The 16103-nt window shown below is 73.4% G+C and carries 16 protein-coding genes; 10 read left to right on the top strand and 6 right to left on the bottom strand.

The features are described 5' to 3' along the window. Positions 1–98: 98 nt before the first annotated feature. Positions 99–839: an HAD-IIA family hydrolase gene (locus ACZCLJ_RS10615; RefSeq protein WP_251152670.1), complete on the bottom strand. Its 741-nt coding sequence runs from the start codon at positions 837–839 to the stop codon at positions 99–101. 101 nt (positions 840–940) lie between these two features. On the opposite strand from ACZCLJ_RS10615, the gene ACZCLJ_RS10610 reads away from it, so the two are divergent. The 3 genes from ACZCLJ_RS10610 to fbaA all read left to right on the top strand — a co-directional run bounded on the left by ACZCLJ_RS10610 (position 941) and on the right by fbaA (position 3787). After that, positions 941–1945: a DUF368 domain-containing protein gene (locus tag ACZCLJ_RS10610; RefSeq protein WP_463103648.1), complete on the top strand. Its 1005-nt coding sequence runs from the start codon at positions 941–943 to the stop codon at positions 1943–1945. Beyond that, on the top strand, positions 1942–2694 hold the full coding sequence (locus ACZCLJ_RS10605) for a TrmH family RNA methyltransferase (RefSeq protein WP_463103647.1): 753 nt from the start codon (positions 1942–1944) through the stop codon (positions 2692–2694). The genes ACZCLJ_RS10610 and ACZCLJ_RS10605 overlap by 4 nt, the downstream gene beginning before the upstream one ends. A gap of 70 nt (positions 2695–2764) precedes the next feature. Then, entirely contained in the window at positions 2765–3787 is a 1023-nt protein-coding gene (gene fbaA, locus ACZCLJ_RS10600) for a class II fructose-bisphosphate aldolase (protein ID WP_251152612.1), read from the top strand. A 106-nt stretch (positions 3788–3893) separates the two neighbouring features. On the opposite strand, the gene ACZCLJ_RS10595 is transcribed toward fbaA, so the two are convergent. Beyond that, positions 3894–4319, bottom strand: a complete 426-nt coding sequence (locus ACZCLJ_RS10595; protein WP_463103646.1) for an STAS domain-containing protein — start codon at positions 4317–4319, stop codon at positions 3894–3896. 178 nt (positions 4320–4497) lie between these two features. Between ACZCLJ_RS10595 and ACZCLJ_RS10590 the strand changes: the two genes are divergently transcribed. Continuing rightward, complete coding sequence (locus ACZCLJ_RS10590) at positions 4498–6732, top strand: SpoIIE family protein phosphatase (protein ID WP_463103645.1); 2235 nt, start codon at positions 4498–4500, stop codon at positions 6730–6732. Positions 6733–6803: 71 nt separating this feature from the next. On the opposite strand, the gene ACZCLJ_RS10585 is transcribed toward ACZCLJ_RS10590, so the two are convergent. Together ACZCLJ_RS10585 and ACZCLJ_RS10580 are read right to left on the bottom strand one after the other, a co-directional pair. Continuing rightward, positions 6804–7166: an STAS domain-containing protein gene (locus ACZCLJ_RS10585; protein ID WP_251152610.1), complete on the bottom strand. Its 363-nt coding sequence runs from the start codon at positions 7164–7166 to the stop codon at positions 6804–6806. An 83-nt stretch (positions 7167–7249) separates the two neighbouring features. Continuing rightward, positions 7250–7684: a DUF3151 domain-containing protein gene (locus ACZCLJ_RS10580; protein WP_251152609.1), complete on the bottom strand. Its 435-nt coding sequence runs from the start codon at positions 7682–7684 to the stop codon at positions 7250–7252. Between the two features lie 253 nt (positions 7685–7937). Here ACZCLJ_RS10580 and ACZCLJ_RS10575 point away from each other — a divergent pair, with 253 nt between their 5' ends. Together ACZCLJ_RS10575 and purD are read left to right on the top strand one after the other, a co-directional pair. Further along, positions 7938–9224 carry an adenylosuccinate synthase gene (locus ACZCLJ_RS10575; RefSeq protein ID WP_251152608.1) on the top strand — a complete coding sequence of 429 codons (1287 nt, stop codon included), beginning with the start codon at positions 7938–7940 and terminating at the stop codon, positions 9222–9224. Between the two features lie 109 nt (positions 9225–9333). Beyond that, on the top strand, positions 9334–10656 hold the full coding sequence (gene purD / locus ACZCLJ_RS10570; RefSeq protein WP_463103644.1) for a phosphoribosylamine--glycine ligase: 1323 nt from the start codon (positions 9334–9336) through the stop codon (positions 10654–10656). A gap of 24 nt (positions 10657–10680) precedes the next feature. On the opposite strand, the gene ACZCLJ_RS10565 is transcribed toward purD, so the two are convergent. Further along, a complete protein-coding gene (locus ACZCLJ_RS10565) occupies positions 10681–12147 on the bottom strand; it encodes an AAA family ATPase (protein WP_463103643.1) in 1467 nt (488 codons plus the stop codon). 18 nt (positions 12148–12165) lie between these two features. On the opposite strand from ACZCLJ_RS10565, the gene ACZCLJ_RS10560 reads away from it, so the two are divergent. Continuing rightward, on the top strand, positions 12166–13158 hold the full coding sequence (locus ACZCLJ_RS10560) for a phosphoribosylaminoimidazolesuccinocarboxamide synthase (protein ID WP_463103642.1): 993 nt from the start codon (positions 12166–12168) through the stop codon (positions 13156–13158). A 5-nt stretch (positions 13159–13163) separates the two neighbouring features. On the opposite strand, the gene ACZCLJ_RS10555 is transcribed toward ACZCLJ_RS10560, so the two are convergent. After that, positions 13164–13496, bottom strand: coding sequence for an HNH endonuclease signature motif containing protein (locus ACZCLJ_RS10555; protein WP_463103641.1), 333 nt, complete (start codon positions 13494–13496; stop codon positions 13164–13166). Between the two features lie 396 nt (positions 13497–13892). Between ACZCLJ_RS10555 and purS the strand changes: the two genes are divergently transcribed. Genes purS through ACZCLJ_RS10540 form a run of 3 tightly spaced genes read left to right on the top strand, consistent with a single transcriptional unit; the run spans position 13893 to position 16065 of the window. Continuing rightward, a complete protein-coding gene (gene purS, locus ACZCLJ_RS10550) occupies positions 13893–14180 on the top strand; it encodes a phosphoribosylformylglycinamidine synthase subunit PurS (protein WP_251152602.1) in 288 nt (95 codons plus the stop codon). Then, positions 14180–14902 (top strand): phosphoribosylformylglycinamidine synthase subunit PurQ, encoded by a 723-nt coding sequence (gene purQ, locus ACZCLJ_RS10545; protein WP_251152601.1) that lies wholly within the window; start codon positions 14180–14182, stop codon positions 14900–14902. Before purS ends, purQ begins: the two co-directional genes overlap by 1 nt. Continuing rightward, positions 14899–16065 carry a GNAT family N-acetyltransferase gene (locus tag ACZCLJ_RS10540; protein WP_463103640.1) on the top strand — a complete coding sequence of 389 codons (1167 nt, stop codon included), beginning with the start codon at positions 14899–14901 and terminating at the stop codon, positions 16063–16065. Before purQ ends, ACZCLJ_RS10540 begins: the two co-directional genes overlap by 4 nt. The last annotated feature ends 38 nt before the right edge of the window (positions 16066–16103 follow it).

The following is a 16103-nucleotide window of genomic DNA, read 5'->3' as shown; positions in this document are numbered from 1 at the left end:
CGGCACAGGGAGAACGACGGCGCCCGGTCACCTCGGTGACCGGGCGTCGTCGTGCTGTCCGCGCTGGCCCGCGAGGTGACGCCCGCGGGCGGCTCGGCTCAGACCAGGTCGACGAGGTCCGCGACCGAGTCGACGACCTTGCTCGGCCGGAACGGGAAGCGGTCGACCTCGGACATGCGGGTCGAGCCCGTCATGACGAGGTAGGTGTACAGGCCCGCCTCGATGCCCGCGACGACGTCGGTGTCCATGCGGTCGCCGATCATCGCGGTCTTCTCCGAGTGCGCGTCGATGCGGTTGAGCGCGGACCGGAACATCATCGGGTTCGGCTTGCCGACGAAGTACGGCTTGCGTCCCGTCGCCGACGTGATCATCGCCGCGACGGCGCCGGTCGCCGGCAGGGGACCCTCCTGCGAGGGTCCGGTCGTGTCCGGGTTGGTGCAGATGAAGCGTGCGCCACCGAGCACGAGCCGGATCGCCTTAGTGATCGCCTCGAACGAGTAGGTGCGCGTCTCGCCGAGCACCACGTAGTCCGGGTCCGACTCGGTGAGCGTGTACCCCGCCTCGTAGAGCGCCGTCGTGAGCCCCGCCTCGCCCACGGCGTACGCGCTGCCGCCCGGGATCTGGTCGTGCAGGAACTGCGCCGTGGCGAGCGCCGAGGTCCAGATCGCCTCCTCGGGCACCTCGATGCCCGACGTCGCGAGCCGCGCCCGCAGGTCGCGCGCCGTGAAGATCGAGTTGTTCGTGAGGATGAGGAACGGCCGGCCCTTGTCCCGCAGGGCCCGGACGAACTCGGGCGCGCCGGGGATCGCGTGGCCCTCGTGGACGAGGACCCCGTCCATGTCCGTGAGCCACGACTCGATCGTCCGGTGTGTCACGTTGCGCTCTCCTTCGCCGGTGGTGCCACCGCCAGGGTACTGGGCGTCCGGGCTACCCTTCGCGGGTGACGACCCCTCGCGACGAACCCGCCGACCTCGGTGAGCGGCTGGACCAGCTCGACCGGCCCGAGCACGACGAGCACCCCGCGCACCTCGCGCGTCGGCGGACCTCGTGGCGCTCGGCGCCCGCCTCCGCGGTCCGCGGAGGCCTCGTCGGTGCCGCGGAGTCCGTCCCCGGCATCTCCGGCGGCACTATCGCCCTCGTCGTCGGCCTGTACGACGACCTCATCGACGCCGCGAGCGAGCTGCTGCACGCCGCCCGGGAGCTCGTCGTCGGAGTGGTCCGGCGCCGTGGCGTCGCACCGGCGGTGGCCGCGCTCCGTGCCGTGGACTGGCCGCTGCTCGTCCCCGTCCTCCTCGGCATGCTCGTCGTGCTGCTCCTGTCCCTGCGCCTCATCGCGCCGCTGCTCGAGTCGCACCCCGTCCCCGTCCGGTCGGTGTTCTTCGGCATGATCGTCGTCTCCGTGGCGGTCCCGCTGCGACTCATGCCCGGCCGCTTCCGCGCTCTCGACGGCGCGCTGCTCGTCGTCGCCGCGGTGGTGGGCTTCCTCCTCACGAGCCTGCCGCCCGGGCAGGTCGACGACCCCTCGCTGTGGTTCGTGTTCCTCGGTGCCGCCATCGCGATCAACGCGCTCGTCCTCCCCGGCGTCTCCGGCTCGTTCGTCCTCCTCGCCATGGGGCTGTACGTGCCCGTCCAGCAGGCGTTGTCCGACCGCGACCTCGCGTTCGTCGGGGCGTTCGTGCTCGGGGCCGCGGTCGGCCTCGCGTCGTTCGTCAAGCTGCTGCAGTGGCTGCTGCACCACCGCCGTCAGACGACCATGGCGGTGCTCGCGGGCCTGATGATCGGGTCGCTGCGCGCGCTGTGGCCCTGGCAGGAGGAGGACGGGAGCCTCCTCGCCCCGACCGGGTCCGTCGTCGTGCCGGTGCTGCTCGCTCTCGCCGGCGCGGCCGTCGTCGCCGGCGCGATGGTCTGGGAGGCGCGCGTCGCGCGCCGGGCCGCGGACGCGTGACCGCGGCGTCCGGGGCGTCGTCCGGGGCGTCGGACGACGCTTCGAGGCGTCCCGCGGAGGAGCGCGAGGTCGGCGTCGGTCCGTGGCCGGGCGGGCCGACGGCGTGGCCCCGGGTCGATCCCGCGGGCGCGCCGTCGACCGACCCGCAGGACCCGCTCGACCCGCGGTACGACCCCGAGCTGCTCGAGCACGGCGACCGGCGCAACGTCGTCGACGCCTACCGGTACTGGACGGTGGACGCGGTCGTCGCGGACCTGGACGCACGACGGCCCGCGGACCGGTTCTTCCACGTCGCGATCGAGAACTGGGCGCACGACCTCAACATCGGCTCGGTCGTGCGCACGGCGAACGCGTTCAGCGCGGCGGGCGTGCACGTCGTCGGCCGACGGCGCTGGAACCGGCGCGGCGCGATGGTCACCGACCGCTACCTGCACGTGCACCACCACGCCACGGTCGAGGACCTCGCGGCGTGGGCGGAGACCGAAGGGCTTCCCGTGCTCGGCGTCGACAACGTGCCGGGCTCGGTGCCGATCGAGGGCTTCGCGCTCCCGCGCGCGTGCGTTCTGCTGCTCGGCCAGGAGTCCTCGGGCCTCACGCCCGAGGCCGTCGCGGCGAGCGAGGCCGTCCTGCACATCACGCAGCTCGGCTCGACGCGCTCGCTCAACGCCGGCGCGGCCGCCGCGATCGCGATGCACGCGTGGGTCGTGCAGCACGCGGACGTCGGGGGACCACAGGTCGAACGGCCCTGACGGCCCCGCAGCCATCCGTGCCAGACTTTGACCGACAACACCACCCAGCACGACTCCCCAGGAGCTCCGCATGCCCATCGCAACCCCCGAGGTCTACGCCGACATGATCGACCGGGCGAAGGCAGGCAAGTTCGCCTACCCGGCCGTCAACATCACGTCGTCGCAGACCGTCACCGCCGCGCTCCAGGGCTTCGCCGAGGCGGAGTCCGACGGCATCATCCAGGTCTCGGTGGGTGGCGCCGAGTACGCGTCGGGCTCGACGGTCAAGGACCGCATCTCCGGCTCGCTCGCGCTCGCCGCGTACGCCGCCGAGGTCGCGAAGAGCTACCCCGTGCAGATCGCGATCCACACGGACCACTGCGTCAAGAAGAACCTCGACTCCTGGGTCCGCCCGCTCCTGCAGATCGAGGCCGAGCAGGTGAGGAACGGCGGCCTGCCGACGTTCCAGTCGCACATGTTCGACGGCTCGGACATCCCGCTCGACGAGAACCTCGTCATCGCCGCGGAGCTCCTCGAGCTCTCGCAGGCGGCCCGCACGATCCTCGAGATCGAGGTCGGCGTCGTCGGCGGCGAGGAGGACGGCCACGAGGCCGAGATCAACGAGAAGCTCTACACGACCGCCGAGGACGGCCTGGCGACGGTCCGCGCGCTCGGCGCCGGCGAGAAGGGCCGCTACCTGACGGCCCTCACGTTCGGCAACGTGCACGGCGTCTACAAGCCGGGTGCCGTCAAGCTGCGCCCGTCGATCCTCGCCGAGATCCAGAAGACCGTAGGCGCGGAGATCGGCAAGGAGAACCCGTTCGACCTCGTGTTCCACGGCGGCTCGGGCTCCACGGCCGAGGAGATCTCCGAGGCGGTCGACCACGGCGTGATCAAGATGAACATCGACACGGACACGCAGTACGCGTTCACGCGTCCCGTCGTCGGCCACATGTTCGGCAACTACGACGGCGTCCTCAAGGTCGACGGCGAGGTGGGCAACAAGAAGGCCTACGACCCGCGCGCCTGGGGCAAGCTGGCCGAGGCCGGCATGGCCGCCCGCATCGTCGAGGCCGCGCAGCAGCTGCGCTCGGCGGGCAACAAGCTCCGCTGACGCACACGGTGTCCTGACGCCCTGCGTCAGGACCTGCGCCGCACGAGAAGGCCCCCGGTCCGCGGACCGGGGGCCTTCTCGTGTCGTGGTGGTGGTCGGGTGCCGGTCAGGAGCCGGGCGCTTCCGGTCCGTCGGCAGGCTCCTCGAGGTCGAAGCCCGGATCCGTGTCGACGATGTCGAGCAGCTCGCCGATGCGTGTCACCTCGAGGAGGAACCGGACGGTCGGCGGTGCGCGGAGCACGCGGACGCGGTGCGGGCCGCGCGACGCCAGACGGGCGAGGAACGCGACGCCGGACGAGTCCATGAAGGTCACGTGGTGCGCGTCGATCTCGACGGGCAGCCCCGAGTCCTCGGCGGCCGCGGTCGCCTCCTGGAGGTCCGCGCCCAGGTCGGCGTCGATCTCACCCGACAGGACGATGCGGGCACGCGTGGTGCCCACGATGACGTGCACGCTCGCCGGGTCGCCCGACCGTGCAGGGTCACCGGCGACGCCGACCGGCCGGTCGGCGGACGAGGAGGTACCTTCGCGCACGGCGCTCCTTTCAGCGGCTCCAGGACCGTTCCGGTCTCGGGAAGCACCAATCTACGGTTGAATGTCCAGTCGGGACAGTAACGCGACCGGAGCGTGTGCAGCCAGATGCGACCGTCAGGCGTCCACAGGACGGTGCCTGACGATGGCTCACGCGCAGAGCAGACCGTCGGAGGTGAGGATGGGCGGACCGCTGGGACTCGGCACCGACCTGCCCGCACACGTCCTCGAGCTGTGCACCCGCGCGATGGACAGCGCGGGCGTCGCGATGTTCGTCACGGGCCCACGGTCTGCGGGCATGCCTCTCGTCTGGGTCAACCGGGCGTTCGAGCGGGACACGGGGTTCGCCGCGCAGGACGTCGTCGGGCGCAGCCCGCGCGCGCTCGAGGCCCTGCTCGCCGAGCCGGTCGAGGTGGACGAGCTCCGGGCCGCGATCCTCGCCGGGCGTGAGATCACCCACACCGTCCGTGCGCGACGGCGCGACGGCCAGCCGGTGTGGGCCCAGCTCTCGCTCTCCCCGATCCTCGGCCCCGAGGGTGAGGTCACGCACTGGGTCGGCGTCCAGGTCGACGTGTCGGACCACCTCGAGCGGTACGCGGCCCAGGTCGCGTCGCTCGCGCTCGAGCGGCGCGAGCGGGCGGTGCTCGACGTCGTCGCGCGCAGTTCGGACCTGCTCGCCGACCTCGACCAGCCGTACGCCCTGCGCGACATCACGAGCCTCCTCGCCGGGTATGTCGTGGACTGGGCCGGCTTCTACCTCAACGACGACGGGCTGCGCTTCGCGGACGGCGTCGACACGTCGGCCCCGCCCAGCGGACGCGGGCAGCGCCACGGTCGCTACACGCCGGGGGTGGGGGCGCTGGGGCGTCCGGGCATCGCCGAGACCGACGCGCTCGGTGACGCGGCCGTCACCGACGAGTCGTCCCCGCGGCCCCGCCTCGTCGACGTCCCCGACCGCGTCCAGGACCTGCTCGACGGCCGGATCGAGGGCCCGGTCGAGCTCGACCTGACCGCCGAGTTCCCCCAGTGGTCCGCCTCGGGCTGGCTCCGGCGCGACCTCGAGCACCGGCTCTCGCGCCTCGCGCGCCGGCCTCGCGCCGTGACGGTCACCGCCGTCCCGGGCCGTCGGCGCATCCTGGGGCTCCTCGTGTCGTGCGGCGACGAGGACACCACGGGTCCGCGCGGCGTCGACACGGAGGCTCGCGAGAGCGTCCGCACGCTGCTGCAGGTCATCGCCCGGCGCGCGGGCACCGCGATCGACAACGTCCGGCTCTACGCGCGCGAGCACCGCCTCGCGGAGACGCTGCAGCGGGCCATGCTGCCGGAGCAGGCGGACGTCACGGGTCTCGACGTCTGGACGTACTACGCGCCGAACTCCGAGCACGCCCAGGTCGGCGGCGACTGGTACGACGTCCTGCAGATCACCCCGGACGTCGTGGGCCTGGTCATCGGCGACGTCGTGGGGCACGACGTCGAGGCGGCTGCCGCGATGGGCCAGCTGCGGTCCGTCGTGCGCTCCTACGCCTACGAGCTCACCACCCCGGGACCGGTCCTCGACCGGGTCGACCAGCTCGTCCAGGGCATGCGCATCCCGCGCTCGGCGAGCCTCGTCTACGCCGCGCTCACGCGCCCCGACGCGACGGACACCGAGGACGCGTGGCGCATCGAGTACTCGCGTGCCGGCCACCTGCCCCCGCTGCTCCTGCGCGAGGGCACGGTCACCCAGCTCGACGACGCCGGCGGCGCGCTCGTCGGGTTCGGCGGGCGGACCCGGTCCACCGGGGAGGTGTCGCTGCGCCCCGGGGACACGCTCGTCTTCTACACCGACGGCCTCATCGAACGACGGGACCGCGCGCTGCGCGTCGGGCTCGACGCGCTCGTCGCCGCGTCCGCCGCCGTCACCGCCGTGGACGCCGCAGGGGTCGGCGAGGAGCTCCTCTCGCGGCTCGCGGACGCCCCGGAGGACGACGTCGCGCTCGTCGTCGTGCGCATCCCCGACCCGGTGGGCGACGCGACGGCCGTCGTGCTCAGCCCGCGCAGCCGCCGGTGGCTCCTGCCGAGCGAGCCGGCGTCGATCGGCCGGGCGCGGCACGCCGTCGTGCGCACGTGCCAGGCGTGGGGGGTCAAGGACAGCGCGAACGCCGAGCTGGTCGTGTCGGAGCTCGTCGCGAACGGCGTGCTCCACGGCTGGGGCCACCTCGCGCTGCGGCTGTTCGACACGGGCGACGGGATCCGGGTCGAGGTCGAGGACTCCAACCCCGCGCCGCCCGTCCCGACGGACGGCCACGCCAACCGCATGGGCGGGTTCGGCATGCAGATCGTCGAGCGGCTCGCGGACTGGGGCTGGCGTCCGACGGCGTCCGGCAAGCTCGTCTGGGCGACCCTGCGGCCCCAGTCGGCCGCGCGTCAGACCTGACCGGCAGGTAGGCGTCGCGCAGGTATGCGTCGCCGGGAACACCTGCTCCCGGCGCACGCGGGGAGCGGGTGCTAGGCCTGGGGCTCGACCTTGGCGAACCCCGACGGCGGCGTCGCGGGCTCGCAGCGGTGGTCCGCGTCGATGCGGAACAGCTCGAGCGCGCCGCAGACCTCCAGGACGAAGAGGTCACGGTCGTCGCAGCCGCGCAGGACCGTCGCACCGCCGCGCTTGCGGCCGGAGTCGGCGAGCGAGATGAGGAACGCCGCGCCCGTCGAGTCCATGAACGTCACGCGGCACATGTCGATGACGAGGAGCTGGCGCCGCAGCCCGACGACGCGCGCCGCGATCTCCGGGAACTGGTCACGCTCGGCGAGATCGAGGTCCCCGGTGATGACGAGCGTCGTCGTCGCGGGGGAGGTGGCGATCTCGATCATGCTGTCGACTGTAGACGCGGCCCGGAGCACCTGCACCCCACGGCTCTGCGGCTGCGCCGACCGACGAGCCCGGCGGCGCCCGCTCAGCGCAGGGCGCGCACCTCGTCGGCGGACGTGCCGGACGCGCGCAGGAACTGCTCGCAGCGCTCGGCCTCGTCGACCTCGCCGATGTACGCGGCGCACTCGGCGAGCGCGAGCAGCGCGCGCAGGAAGCCCTGGTTGGGGACGTGGTCGGCGGGGATGGGTCCCTGGCCCCGCCAGCCCGCGCGGCGCAGCGCGTCGAGACCGCGGTGGTAGCCCGTGCGGGCGAACGCGTACGCGGTCACGGCGCCCTTCGAGCCGTTCTCGTGGAGGTAGTCCTCGGCGAGGAACGCCCACGCGAGCGACGACGCGGGCTCGCGCGCCGCGATCTCGTACGGGTCGCCCCCGGCGTCGAGGCCGTCGCGCACGGCGGCGAAGTCGTCGGGGAGACGGACCGGTGCCGGTCCGTCGAGGAGGTTCTGGTGGGAGTCGCTCATGGGCCCATTGTGCCGAACCCGGGGTCGTGCGGCTCCCGGGGTTCGGCAGCCCGCGGGCGGCGCGCCGTGGACGGCCTGCACCCCGAAGGTCAACGACCGGTAAACTCGTCGCGGTCCCCGGGTGACTGCCGCCCGCGGGACGCCTCGGGCCCCGCGGGAGCCGCGCCGTCGGGCACGACCGGCACCTGTCGCGCGATCGACGCGCGCACGACATGACCGGCCCGAGGAACAGGCAGTCGAAAGTGGGGAATCCATGCCAGGCGTGGTGCTCATCGGTGCCCAGTGGGGCGACGAAGGCAAGGGCAAGGCGACAGACCTCCTCGGGTCGCGCGTCGACTACGTGGTGAAGTTCAACGGCGGCAACAACGCCGGCCACACCGTCGTCATCGGCGACGAGAAGTACGCGCTGCACCTGCTCCCGTCGGGCATCCTGTCGCCCGGCGTCACGCCCGTCATCGCGAACGGTGTCGTCGTGGACATCGAGGTCCTGTTCCAGGAGCTCGACGACCTCGTCGCGCGCGGCGTCGACGTCTCGAAGCTGCTCGTCTCGGGGTCGGCGCAGATCATCGCGGGCTACCACCGCACGATCGACAAGGTGAGCGAGCGATTCCTCGGCAAGCGCCGCATCGGCACGACCGGCCGCGGCATCGGCCCGGCGTACGCGGACAAGATCAACCGCGTCGGCATCCGGATGTGGGACCTGTTCGACGAGAAGATCCTCGCGGAGAAGATCGAGGGCTCGCTCGACCAGAAGAACCACCTGCTGGTCAAGGTCTACAACCGCCGCGCGATCACCGTCGACGAGACGCTCGCGGAGCTCCTGCAGTACGCGGAGCGCATCAAGCCGATGGTCGCCGACACGTCGCTCGTGCTGAACAAGGCGCTCGACGAGGGCAAGAACGTCCTCTTCGAGGGTGGCCAGGCGACCATGCTCGACGTCGACCACGGCACCTACCCGTTCGTCACGTCGTCGAACGCGACGGCGGGCGGCGCGCTCACGGGGTCGGGCGTCGGTCCGACGCGCATCGGCTCGGTCATCGGCGTCATCAAGGCGTACACGACGCGCGTGGGCGAGGGGCCGTTCCCCACCGAGCTCTTCGACGCGAACGGCGAGTACCTGCTCAAGCAGGGCGGCGAGTACGGCGTGACGACGGGTCGCGCGCGGCGCTGCGGCTGGTACGACTCGGTCATCGCGCGCTACGCGACGCGCGTCAACGGGATCACCGACATGGTGCTCACCAAGCTCGACATCCTCACGGGCTTCGAGAAGGTCCCGGTCTGCGTCGCGTACGACGTCGACGGCGTCCGCCACGACGAGATGCCCCTCGACCAGACGGCGTTCCACCACGCGACGCCGATCTACGAGGAGCTCGACGGCTGGTGGGAGGACATCTCCGGCGCCCGCACGTTCGAGGACCTGCCGGTCAACGCGCAGCGCTACGTGCTCGCGCTCGAGGAGATGTCCGGGACGCGGATGTCGGCGATCGGCGTCGGCCCGAGCCGCGACGCGATCATCCCGCGGCACGACCTCATCCACTGAGCCCCGTCGTCGGAGGGCCGCGGTTCCCCGGCCTGTCGGCGTCCCTCGGGTCTTCCGCCCGGTGGGACGCCGACAGGCCGCGGGGACGTCCTCGGTAGACTCGGCGCCCGTGAAGATCCTCGTCGTCGGGACCGGTGCCCGCGAGCACGCCATCGTCCACGCCCTCGCGCGCGAGGCCGACCGCCTCGGCACCGCGCCGCACGAGATCCACGCGGCGCCCGGCAACCCGGGGATCGCCGCCGAGGCGACGCTGCACCGCGTCGACCAGCTCGACGGTGCTGCGGTCGCCGCGCTCGCGACGGAGCTCGGCGCGGACCTCGTCGTGGTCGGCCCGGAGGCGCCCCTCGTCGCCGGCGTGGGCGACGCCGTGCGCGCCGCCGGGATCCCGGTGTTCGGCCCCTCCGCGGAGGCCGCGCGGCTCGAGGGCTCCAAGGCCTTCGCCAAAGAGGTCATGGCCGCCGCGTCCGTGCCGACGGCGCTCGCGCACGTGTGCACGGACGTCGACGAGGTCGCTGCGGCAGTCGACGCGTTCGGCCCCCCCTACGTCATCAAGGACGACGGCCTCGCCGCGGGCAAGGGCGTCGTCGTCACGGAGGACCGGCAGGCGGCGCTCGAGCACGCGGCGGCGTGCTTCTCGTCCCCACGGACAGCCGCGGACGGGACGCCCGAGGACCCGCGCGTCGTCGTCGAGGAGTACCTCGACGGACCCGAGGTGTCGCTGTTCTGCCTGTCCGACGGCGCGACCGTCGTGCCGCTGCAGCCCGCCCAGGACTTCAAGCGCGCGTTCGACGGGGACGCCGGCCCGAACACGGGCGGCATGGGCGCGTACAGCCCGCTGCCGTGGGCGCCGGACGGGCTGGTGGACGAGGTCGTCGCGCGCGTCGCGCAGCCGACGATCGACGAGATGGCGCGACGCGGGACCCCGTTCGTCGGGGTGCTCTACGTCGGCCTCGCGCTGACGAGCCGCGGGACGCGGGTCGTCGAGTTCAATGCACGGTTCGGCGACCCGGAGACCCAGTCGGTGCTCGCACGGCTCCTCACCCCGCTGTCCGCGCTCATGCTCGCCGCGGCACAGGGCCGGCTCGCCGAGCAGCCCCGGCTCTCGTGGTCCGACGACGCGTCGGTCACCGTGGTCGTCGCCGCGCACGGCTACCCCGGTACGGTCCGCGGCGGCGACCCGATCACGGGCATCGACGCGGCCGAGGACGTCGAGGGGGTGCACGTGCTGCACGCCGGGACGTCGCGCGACGACGACGGCGGGCTGGTCGCGTCGGGCGGCCGCGTCCTCTCGGTGGTCGCGCAGGGCGCTGACCTCGCCGAGGCGAGACGTCGCGCGTACGCCGCGGTCGACCGCATCGTGCTGCCCGGCTCGCACCACCGGACCGACATCGCGGCGACGGCTGCCGCCGGGGGCGTCGCGACCGCGGGCTGAGCCCCCGCCTGATCCCGAGGGACGTCACTCCTCGTCGACGTCGGGCCACTGCTCGGCGTCGGGCGACGAGCCGAGGAGCGACCGGGTGATGCGCTCCTCGTCCTCGGTCATCTCGTGGACGGCGGTCAGGAGATCGTCGTCCGTCGGGCCGCGGCCCGCCTCGGCCGCACGGAGCACCGCGCGCCGGATCACCTCCTTGACGAACGAGGCGGTGACGCCGTCGGTGCCTTCCGCCGCGGCGTCGAGGGTCGCGGGCGCGAACGGCAACCCTCCTCGGTAGAGCTCGAAGAGACGTCGTCGCGCGTCCTGGTCCGGGAGCGGGATCTCGACGGCGAGGTCCACGCGCCCGGGGCGTTGCGCGAGGGCGCGCTCGAGGAGGTCGGCGCGGTTGGTGGTGAGCAGGAACGCGACGTCGGCGTCGTTCCCGAGGCCGTCCATCGCGTCGAGCACCTCGAAGAGCAACGGCTGGGGTCCGCCGTGGAACGACCGGTCCTCCGCGATGAGGTCGCAGTCCTCGAGGACGATGATCGCGGGCTGCATCGCGCGCGCGGTCTCGGCGGCGAGCCGCACGAGCTGCAGCGCCCCTCCGGCGAGCAGCAGCACGGTGGTGCCGGGGCTCTCGCCGACGAGGTGGCGCACGGTGTGCGTCTTGCCGGTGCCGGGCGGTCCGTACAGCAGGACGCCCCGCTTGAGGTGCTGACCTGCCGCCCGCAGCGCCTCCCGGTGACGGGCGACCCCGACGACCTGACGCTCGATGCGGCCGAGCGTGCCCTCGGGGAGCACGACGTCCGACGCGGGGACCCGGTCGCGTCGCAGGAACGTGAGACCCCCTGCCGTGGGGCCGAAGTCGGACGTCGTGAAGGTGACGACCTGCCCGCGCAGCACGCTGTGCTCCACCATGGCGGTACGCAGTTCGGCGAGGAGCTCGAGCGCCGCGTCCTCGCCCTGGCACATGACCTCCAGGGCTGCCTCGTTCCCGTGCCGAGGGCTGCCCGCACGCTGGAGCACGGCGACCGGGGTGCTCGCGTGCGTGAAGAGGTGCAGGCCGAAGGCGACGGTCCGCCGGTCGGAGTCCGGTCCGGTCGCCGCGCGCGCGTAGTCGACCGCTCCGACGGGGAACTGCTGCCACAGAGCCGAGTGCTCGACGATCTCCGAGAACGACATGTGCATGCGCTGCTCGCCACCACCGACGCCGACGAGCCGTCCGCCGCCGTGCCGGGCCATCACGACCTCGAGCGCCACGTCCGCGTCGACCTGGCGGAGCGAGGAGACGGTCTCGGAGACCACGGCCAGGCCGCGCGGGTCGGCACCGAGGTGCTCGCGCAGCACGGACGCGACCGAGGGAGCGGATCCGGCCTGCTGTCGCTGGCTGCGCTCGTTCACCACGGCCATGAACGTCGAGAACGTGTCCAGGAAGTCGGCGGTCCGCTCGTCGCCGGCGAGGTCGTCGGCAGGCTCGGGCGCGGACGCGGCGGAGGGCGTGAAGTGCATGGTGCGAAACTAGGGCCCGTGACTGACACGCCACGGGACCACACGCCGCCGCTCTCGCTCGGCGAGGCCGACGCGTTCGACACCGCCACGCTCGAGCTGCCGGGCTGGCGCCACGTCTACTCGGGCAAGGTCCGGGACCTCTACGAGCCGGACCTGCCCGCCGTCGGCGGGGTGCACCCGCTCGGCGACGTGGTCCTCGTCGTGGCGAGCGACCGGGTCAGCGCGTACGACCACGTGCTGTCGCCGGGCATCCCGGACAAGGGCGTCGTGCTCACGCAGCTCAGCCTGTGGTGGTTCGAGCAGCTGGCCGACCTCGTGCCGAACCACGTCGTGTCGACCGAGGTGTCGGCCGAGCCGGGCGACGGGCTCGTGCCCGACGTCGTCGCTGGCCGCGCGATGATCTGCCGCCGGCTCGACATGTTCCCGGTGGAGTGCGTCGCGCGTGGCTACCTCACGGGCTCGGGCCTCGTCGAGTACCGAGCCGGCAGCGCCGTGTGCGGTGTGCCGCTGCCCGACGGCCTGGTCGACGGCTCGCGCCTGCCCGAGCCGATCTTCACCCCCGCTACGAAGGCCGCCGTCGGGGAGCACGACGAGAACGTGTCGTTCGAGGTGGTCGCGGAGCAGATCGGCGTCGAGGACGCGACGCGGCTGCGCGGCCTCACCCTCGCGGTGTACGCGCGGGCGGACGAGATCGCGCGCGAGCGCGGTGTGATCCTCGCGGACACCAAGCTGGAGTTCGGGGTGGACCCGACCACGGGCGCGACCGTGCTCGGCGACGAGGTGCTCACGCCCGACTCGTCGCGGTTCTGGCCCGCGGACCAGTGGGAGCCCGGCCGTGCCCAGCCCAGCTTCGACAAGCAGTACGTGCGCGACTGGCTCACCTCGCCGGAGTCTGGCTGGGACCGCTCGGCCGACGCGCCGCCCCCGCCGCTGCCCGCGGACGTCGTGGCCCGCACTCGCGACCGGTACCTCGAGGCCTACGAGCGGCTCACGGGCTCGTCGCTGGCCTGAGGCGTTCACGCCGTCCGTGCTCCCGCGCGGACGTAGGTGTGCCCGCTCGGCGCCGTCCACCGGACCGTGCCGTCGTGGAGGAGGGTGGGACGCCACCCGTCGCGGGCACGCACCACGTGGTGGTGCCGGCACAGCGCGACGAGGTTGTCCGCCGCGTGCGCGGACTCGTCGCCGGGCCGTGGGGCGACCACGTGGTCGAGGTCGCACCGGAACGCCGGCACGGCGCACCCCGGGAACGTGCACGTGACGTCCCGTGCGAGGACCGCGGCGACCGTCCGCACCGAGGGGCGGCCCGTCGTCGCGAGGTCGCTGGTCGGGGGGAGTGGTGGTGCGGCCATGACCGGTCTCCGTCCGCTGGCGTCGTGAGGCGTGCGAAGGCGGGGAAGGGGCAGGACCCCGCCCTCGCACGCGTGGTCGAGCGTGCGTCTCGAACACGTGTTCGATGCTAGCGGCAGCCTCTGACAACGCCTCGCCGGGCGCCGTCGCGGTGGCGGTCCGCCGACGCGGCCGTGGCCGACACGGGTCGCCGTGCGGCTTGCGTCGGTCGGCCCTGGACGTCTTCCCGTGACCGTGGACGGCGACCTGGTCGCGCCCGGCGCGCGGGTAGACTGACCGCGGAATCCCGCCGTCGGCTCCCGCTCGCTCACGCCGTGACGTGCCGCCACGTGCAGCACGCGCCCGTGACCGGGATCCCGGAGCCCCGGCCCTCCCGAACTCTTCGCCAAGGAGCACCCGTGGGACGCGTCGTCGTCGAGGTCATGCCCAAGCCCGAGATCCTGGACCCGCAAGGCAAGGCCGTCGTCGGGGCGCTGCCGCGCCTCGGCTTCACCCAGTTCACGTCGGTCCGTCAGGGCAAGCGGTTCGAGCTCGAGGTCGAGGGCGACGTCACGCCCGAGGTCCTCGCCGCCGCGCAGGAGGCCGCCGCGACGGTGCTCTCCAACCCCGTGATCGAGGACGTCGTCCGCGTTGCCGACGCCGCGACCGACGCGGCCGGCACGATCGCCTCCGAGGGGCTCGCCTGATGACCGGGGCCACCTCCCTCGCGACGGCGCGGGTCGGCGTCGTCACCTTCCCCGGCACGCTCGACGACCGCGACGCGGCGCGCGCCGTCCGCCTCGCCGGCGGCGAGCCCGTCGCGCTCTGGCACGCGGACGCCGACCTGCACGACGTCGACGCGGTCGTCCTCCCGGGCGGCTTCTCCTACGGCGACTACCTGCGTGCCGGGGCGATCAGCCGCTTCGCGCCCGTGATGGAGACCCTCGTGGACGCCGCGCAGGGCGGGCTCCCGGTGCTCGGCATCTGCAACGGCTTCCAGGTCCTCACCGAGGCCCACCTGCTGCCGGGTTCGATGATCAAGAACGACCACCTGCACTTCGTCTGCCGCGAGCAGGTCCTCGTCGTCGAGAACGCGGACACCGCGTGGACGCGCGACTACTCCGCCGGCCAGCGCATCACGATCCCGCTGAAGAACCAGGACGGGCAGTTCGTCGCCGACGACCGCACGCTCGACGAGCTCGAGGCCGAGGGTCGCGTCGTGTTCCGCTACGACGGCTGGAACCCGAACGGTTCGCGCCGCAACATCGCGGGCATCTCGAACGCCGCAGGCAACGTGGTGGGTCTCATGCCGCACCCGGAGCACGCCGTCGAGGCCGGCTTCGGTCCGGCCTCGGAGGCCGGCCCGCGCGCGGGCACGGACGGGCTCGGCTTCTTCACCTCGGTGCTGAGCGCGCTCGTCCACGCGTGAGCGTCGTCGCTCGCACGGCCGACGGCGCGTCGGCCGTCGGGTCGGCGGGCGTCACCGTGGTCCCGGTACCCGGGGACGACGCCGACGCGCTCGCCCTGTTCGCGCGCCAGCAGGCCGAGCTCGCGGAACGCTACGGCGAGCCCGACAGCGGTGCCTTCGACGCAGCGGAGCTCCTCGCGGCGCTCGTCGTGCGTGACGGGACGGAGCCCGTGGCGTGCGTCGCGCTGCGCGACGTCTCCGGGGCGCCCGATGGTCGCGGCGGCCACCACGCGCCGTCGACCGGCGAGGTGAAGCGCCTCTTCGTCCTGCCCCAGCACCGGGGGCGCGGGCACGCACGGACCGCGATGGATGCGATGCACGAGCGCGCCGCCGCGCTCGGCCTGCGGCGCCTCGTGCTCGAGACCGGCACGCGGCAGCCGGAGTCGATCGACCTCTACCTCGACCTCGGCTACCTCCCCACCGAGTCCTACGGCCACTACGCCGGTGACCCGCTCTCCCGGTGCTTCGCGCTCGACCTCGACGGAGCGCCGGACGGTGACCGGGCCACGGCGCGACGGCGATCGTCTGGTGACGTCGCGCGCACCGGAACGCTCGGGCCGCGAGGCCTCGGTACCCGTGGGTACGACCGACGTGCTGCCCGCCCGGATGAGCGCGCCGGGATCGAGGTGCGAGCGGTGCCGTGGGACGACCCCGACGCGTCCGCGCTGCGCCGCGAGATGCACGACACGTCGTCGGCGGTCCTCAACCCGGAGCTGTTCGCCGGGCTGGAGGCCGCGGGCGGGTTCGACGCCGTGGACGCCCGTCTCGGCGCCGCTTCCGTCGCGACGTTCGTCGCCTGGCGCGGCGACGAACCGCTCGGCTGCGCGTCGCTGCAGCGCGCGACGGCCGGTGCGCCCGACCGCCACGCGGAGGCGCTCGAGGTGAAGAAGGTCTTCGTCCGCGAGACGGCTCGTGGTGCCGGTGTCGCCCGGCTGCTCATGGCGGAGGTCGAGCGCGAGGCGCGCCGTCGTGGTGCGACGGCGCTGCTCCTGGAGACCGGCATCCGGCAGCCGAGCGCGATCACGCTCTACCGATCCCTCGGCTTCCGCGCCGTGCTGCCCTACCCGCCGTTCGACCGCGGTGACAACGGCATCGCGCTGTGCTTCGCCATGACGCTGCACTGATCGTCCGCCCGTGAAGTCCGTCGCGACCGGGCGCGTGC

Source organism: Cellulosimicrobium sp. So1_17, from assembly GCF_055181235.1.
Note: the sequence above shows the minus strand (reverse complement) of the source record. Positions and strands in the feature narration are given on the sequence as shown.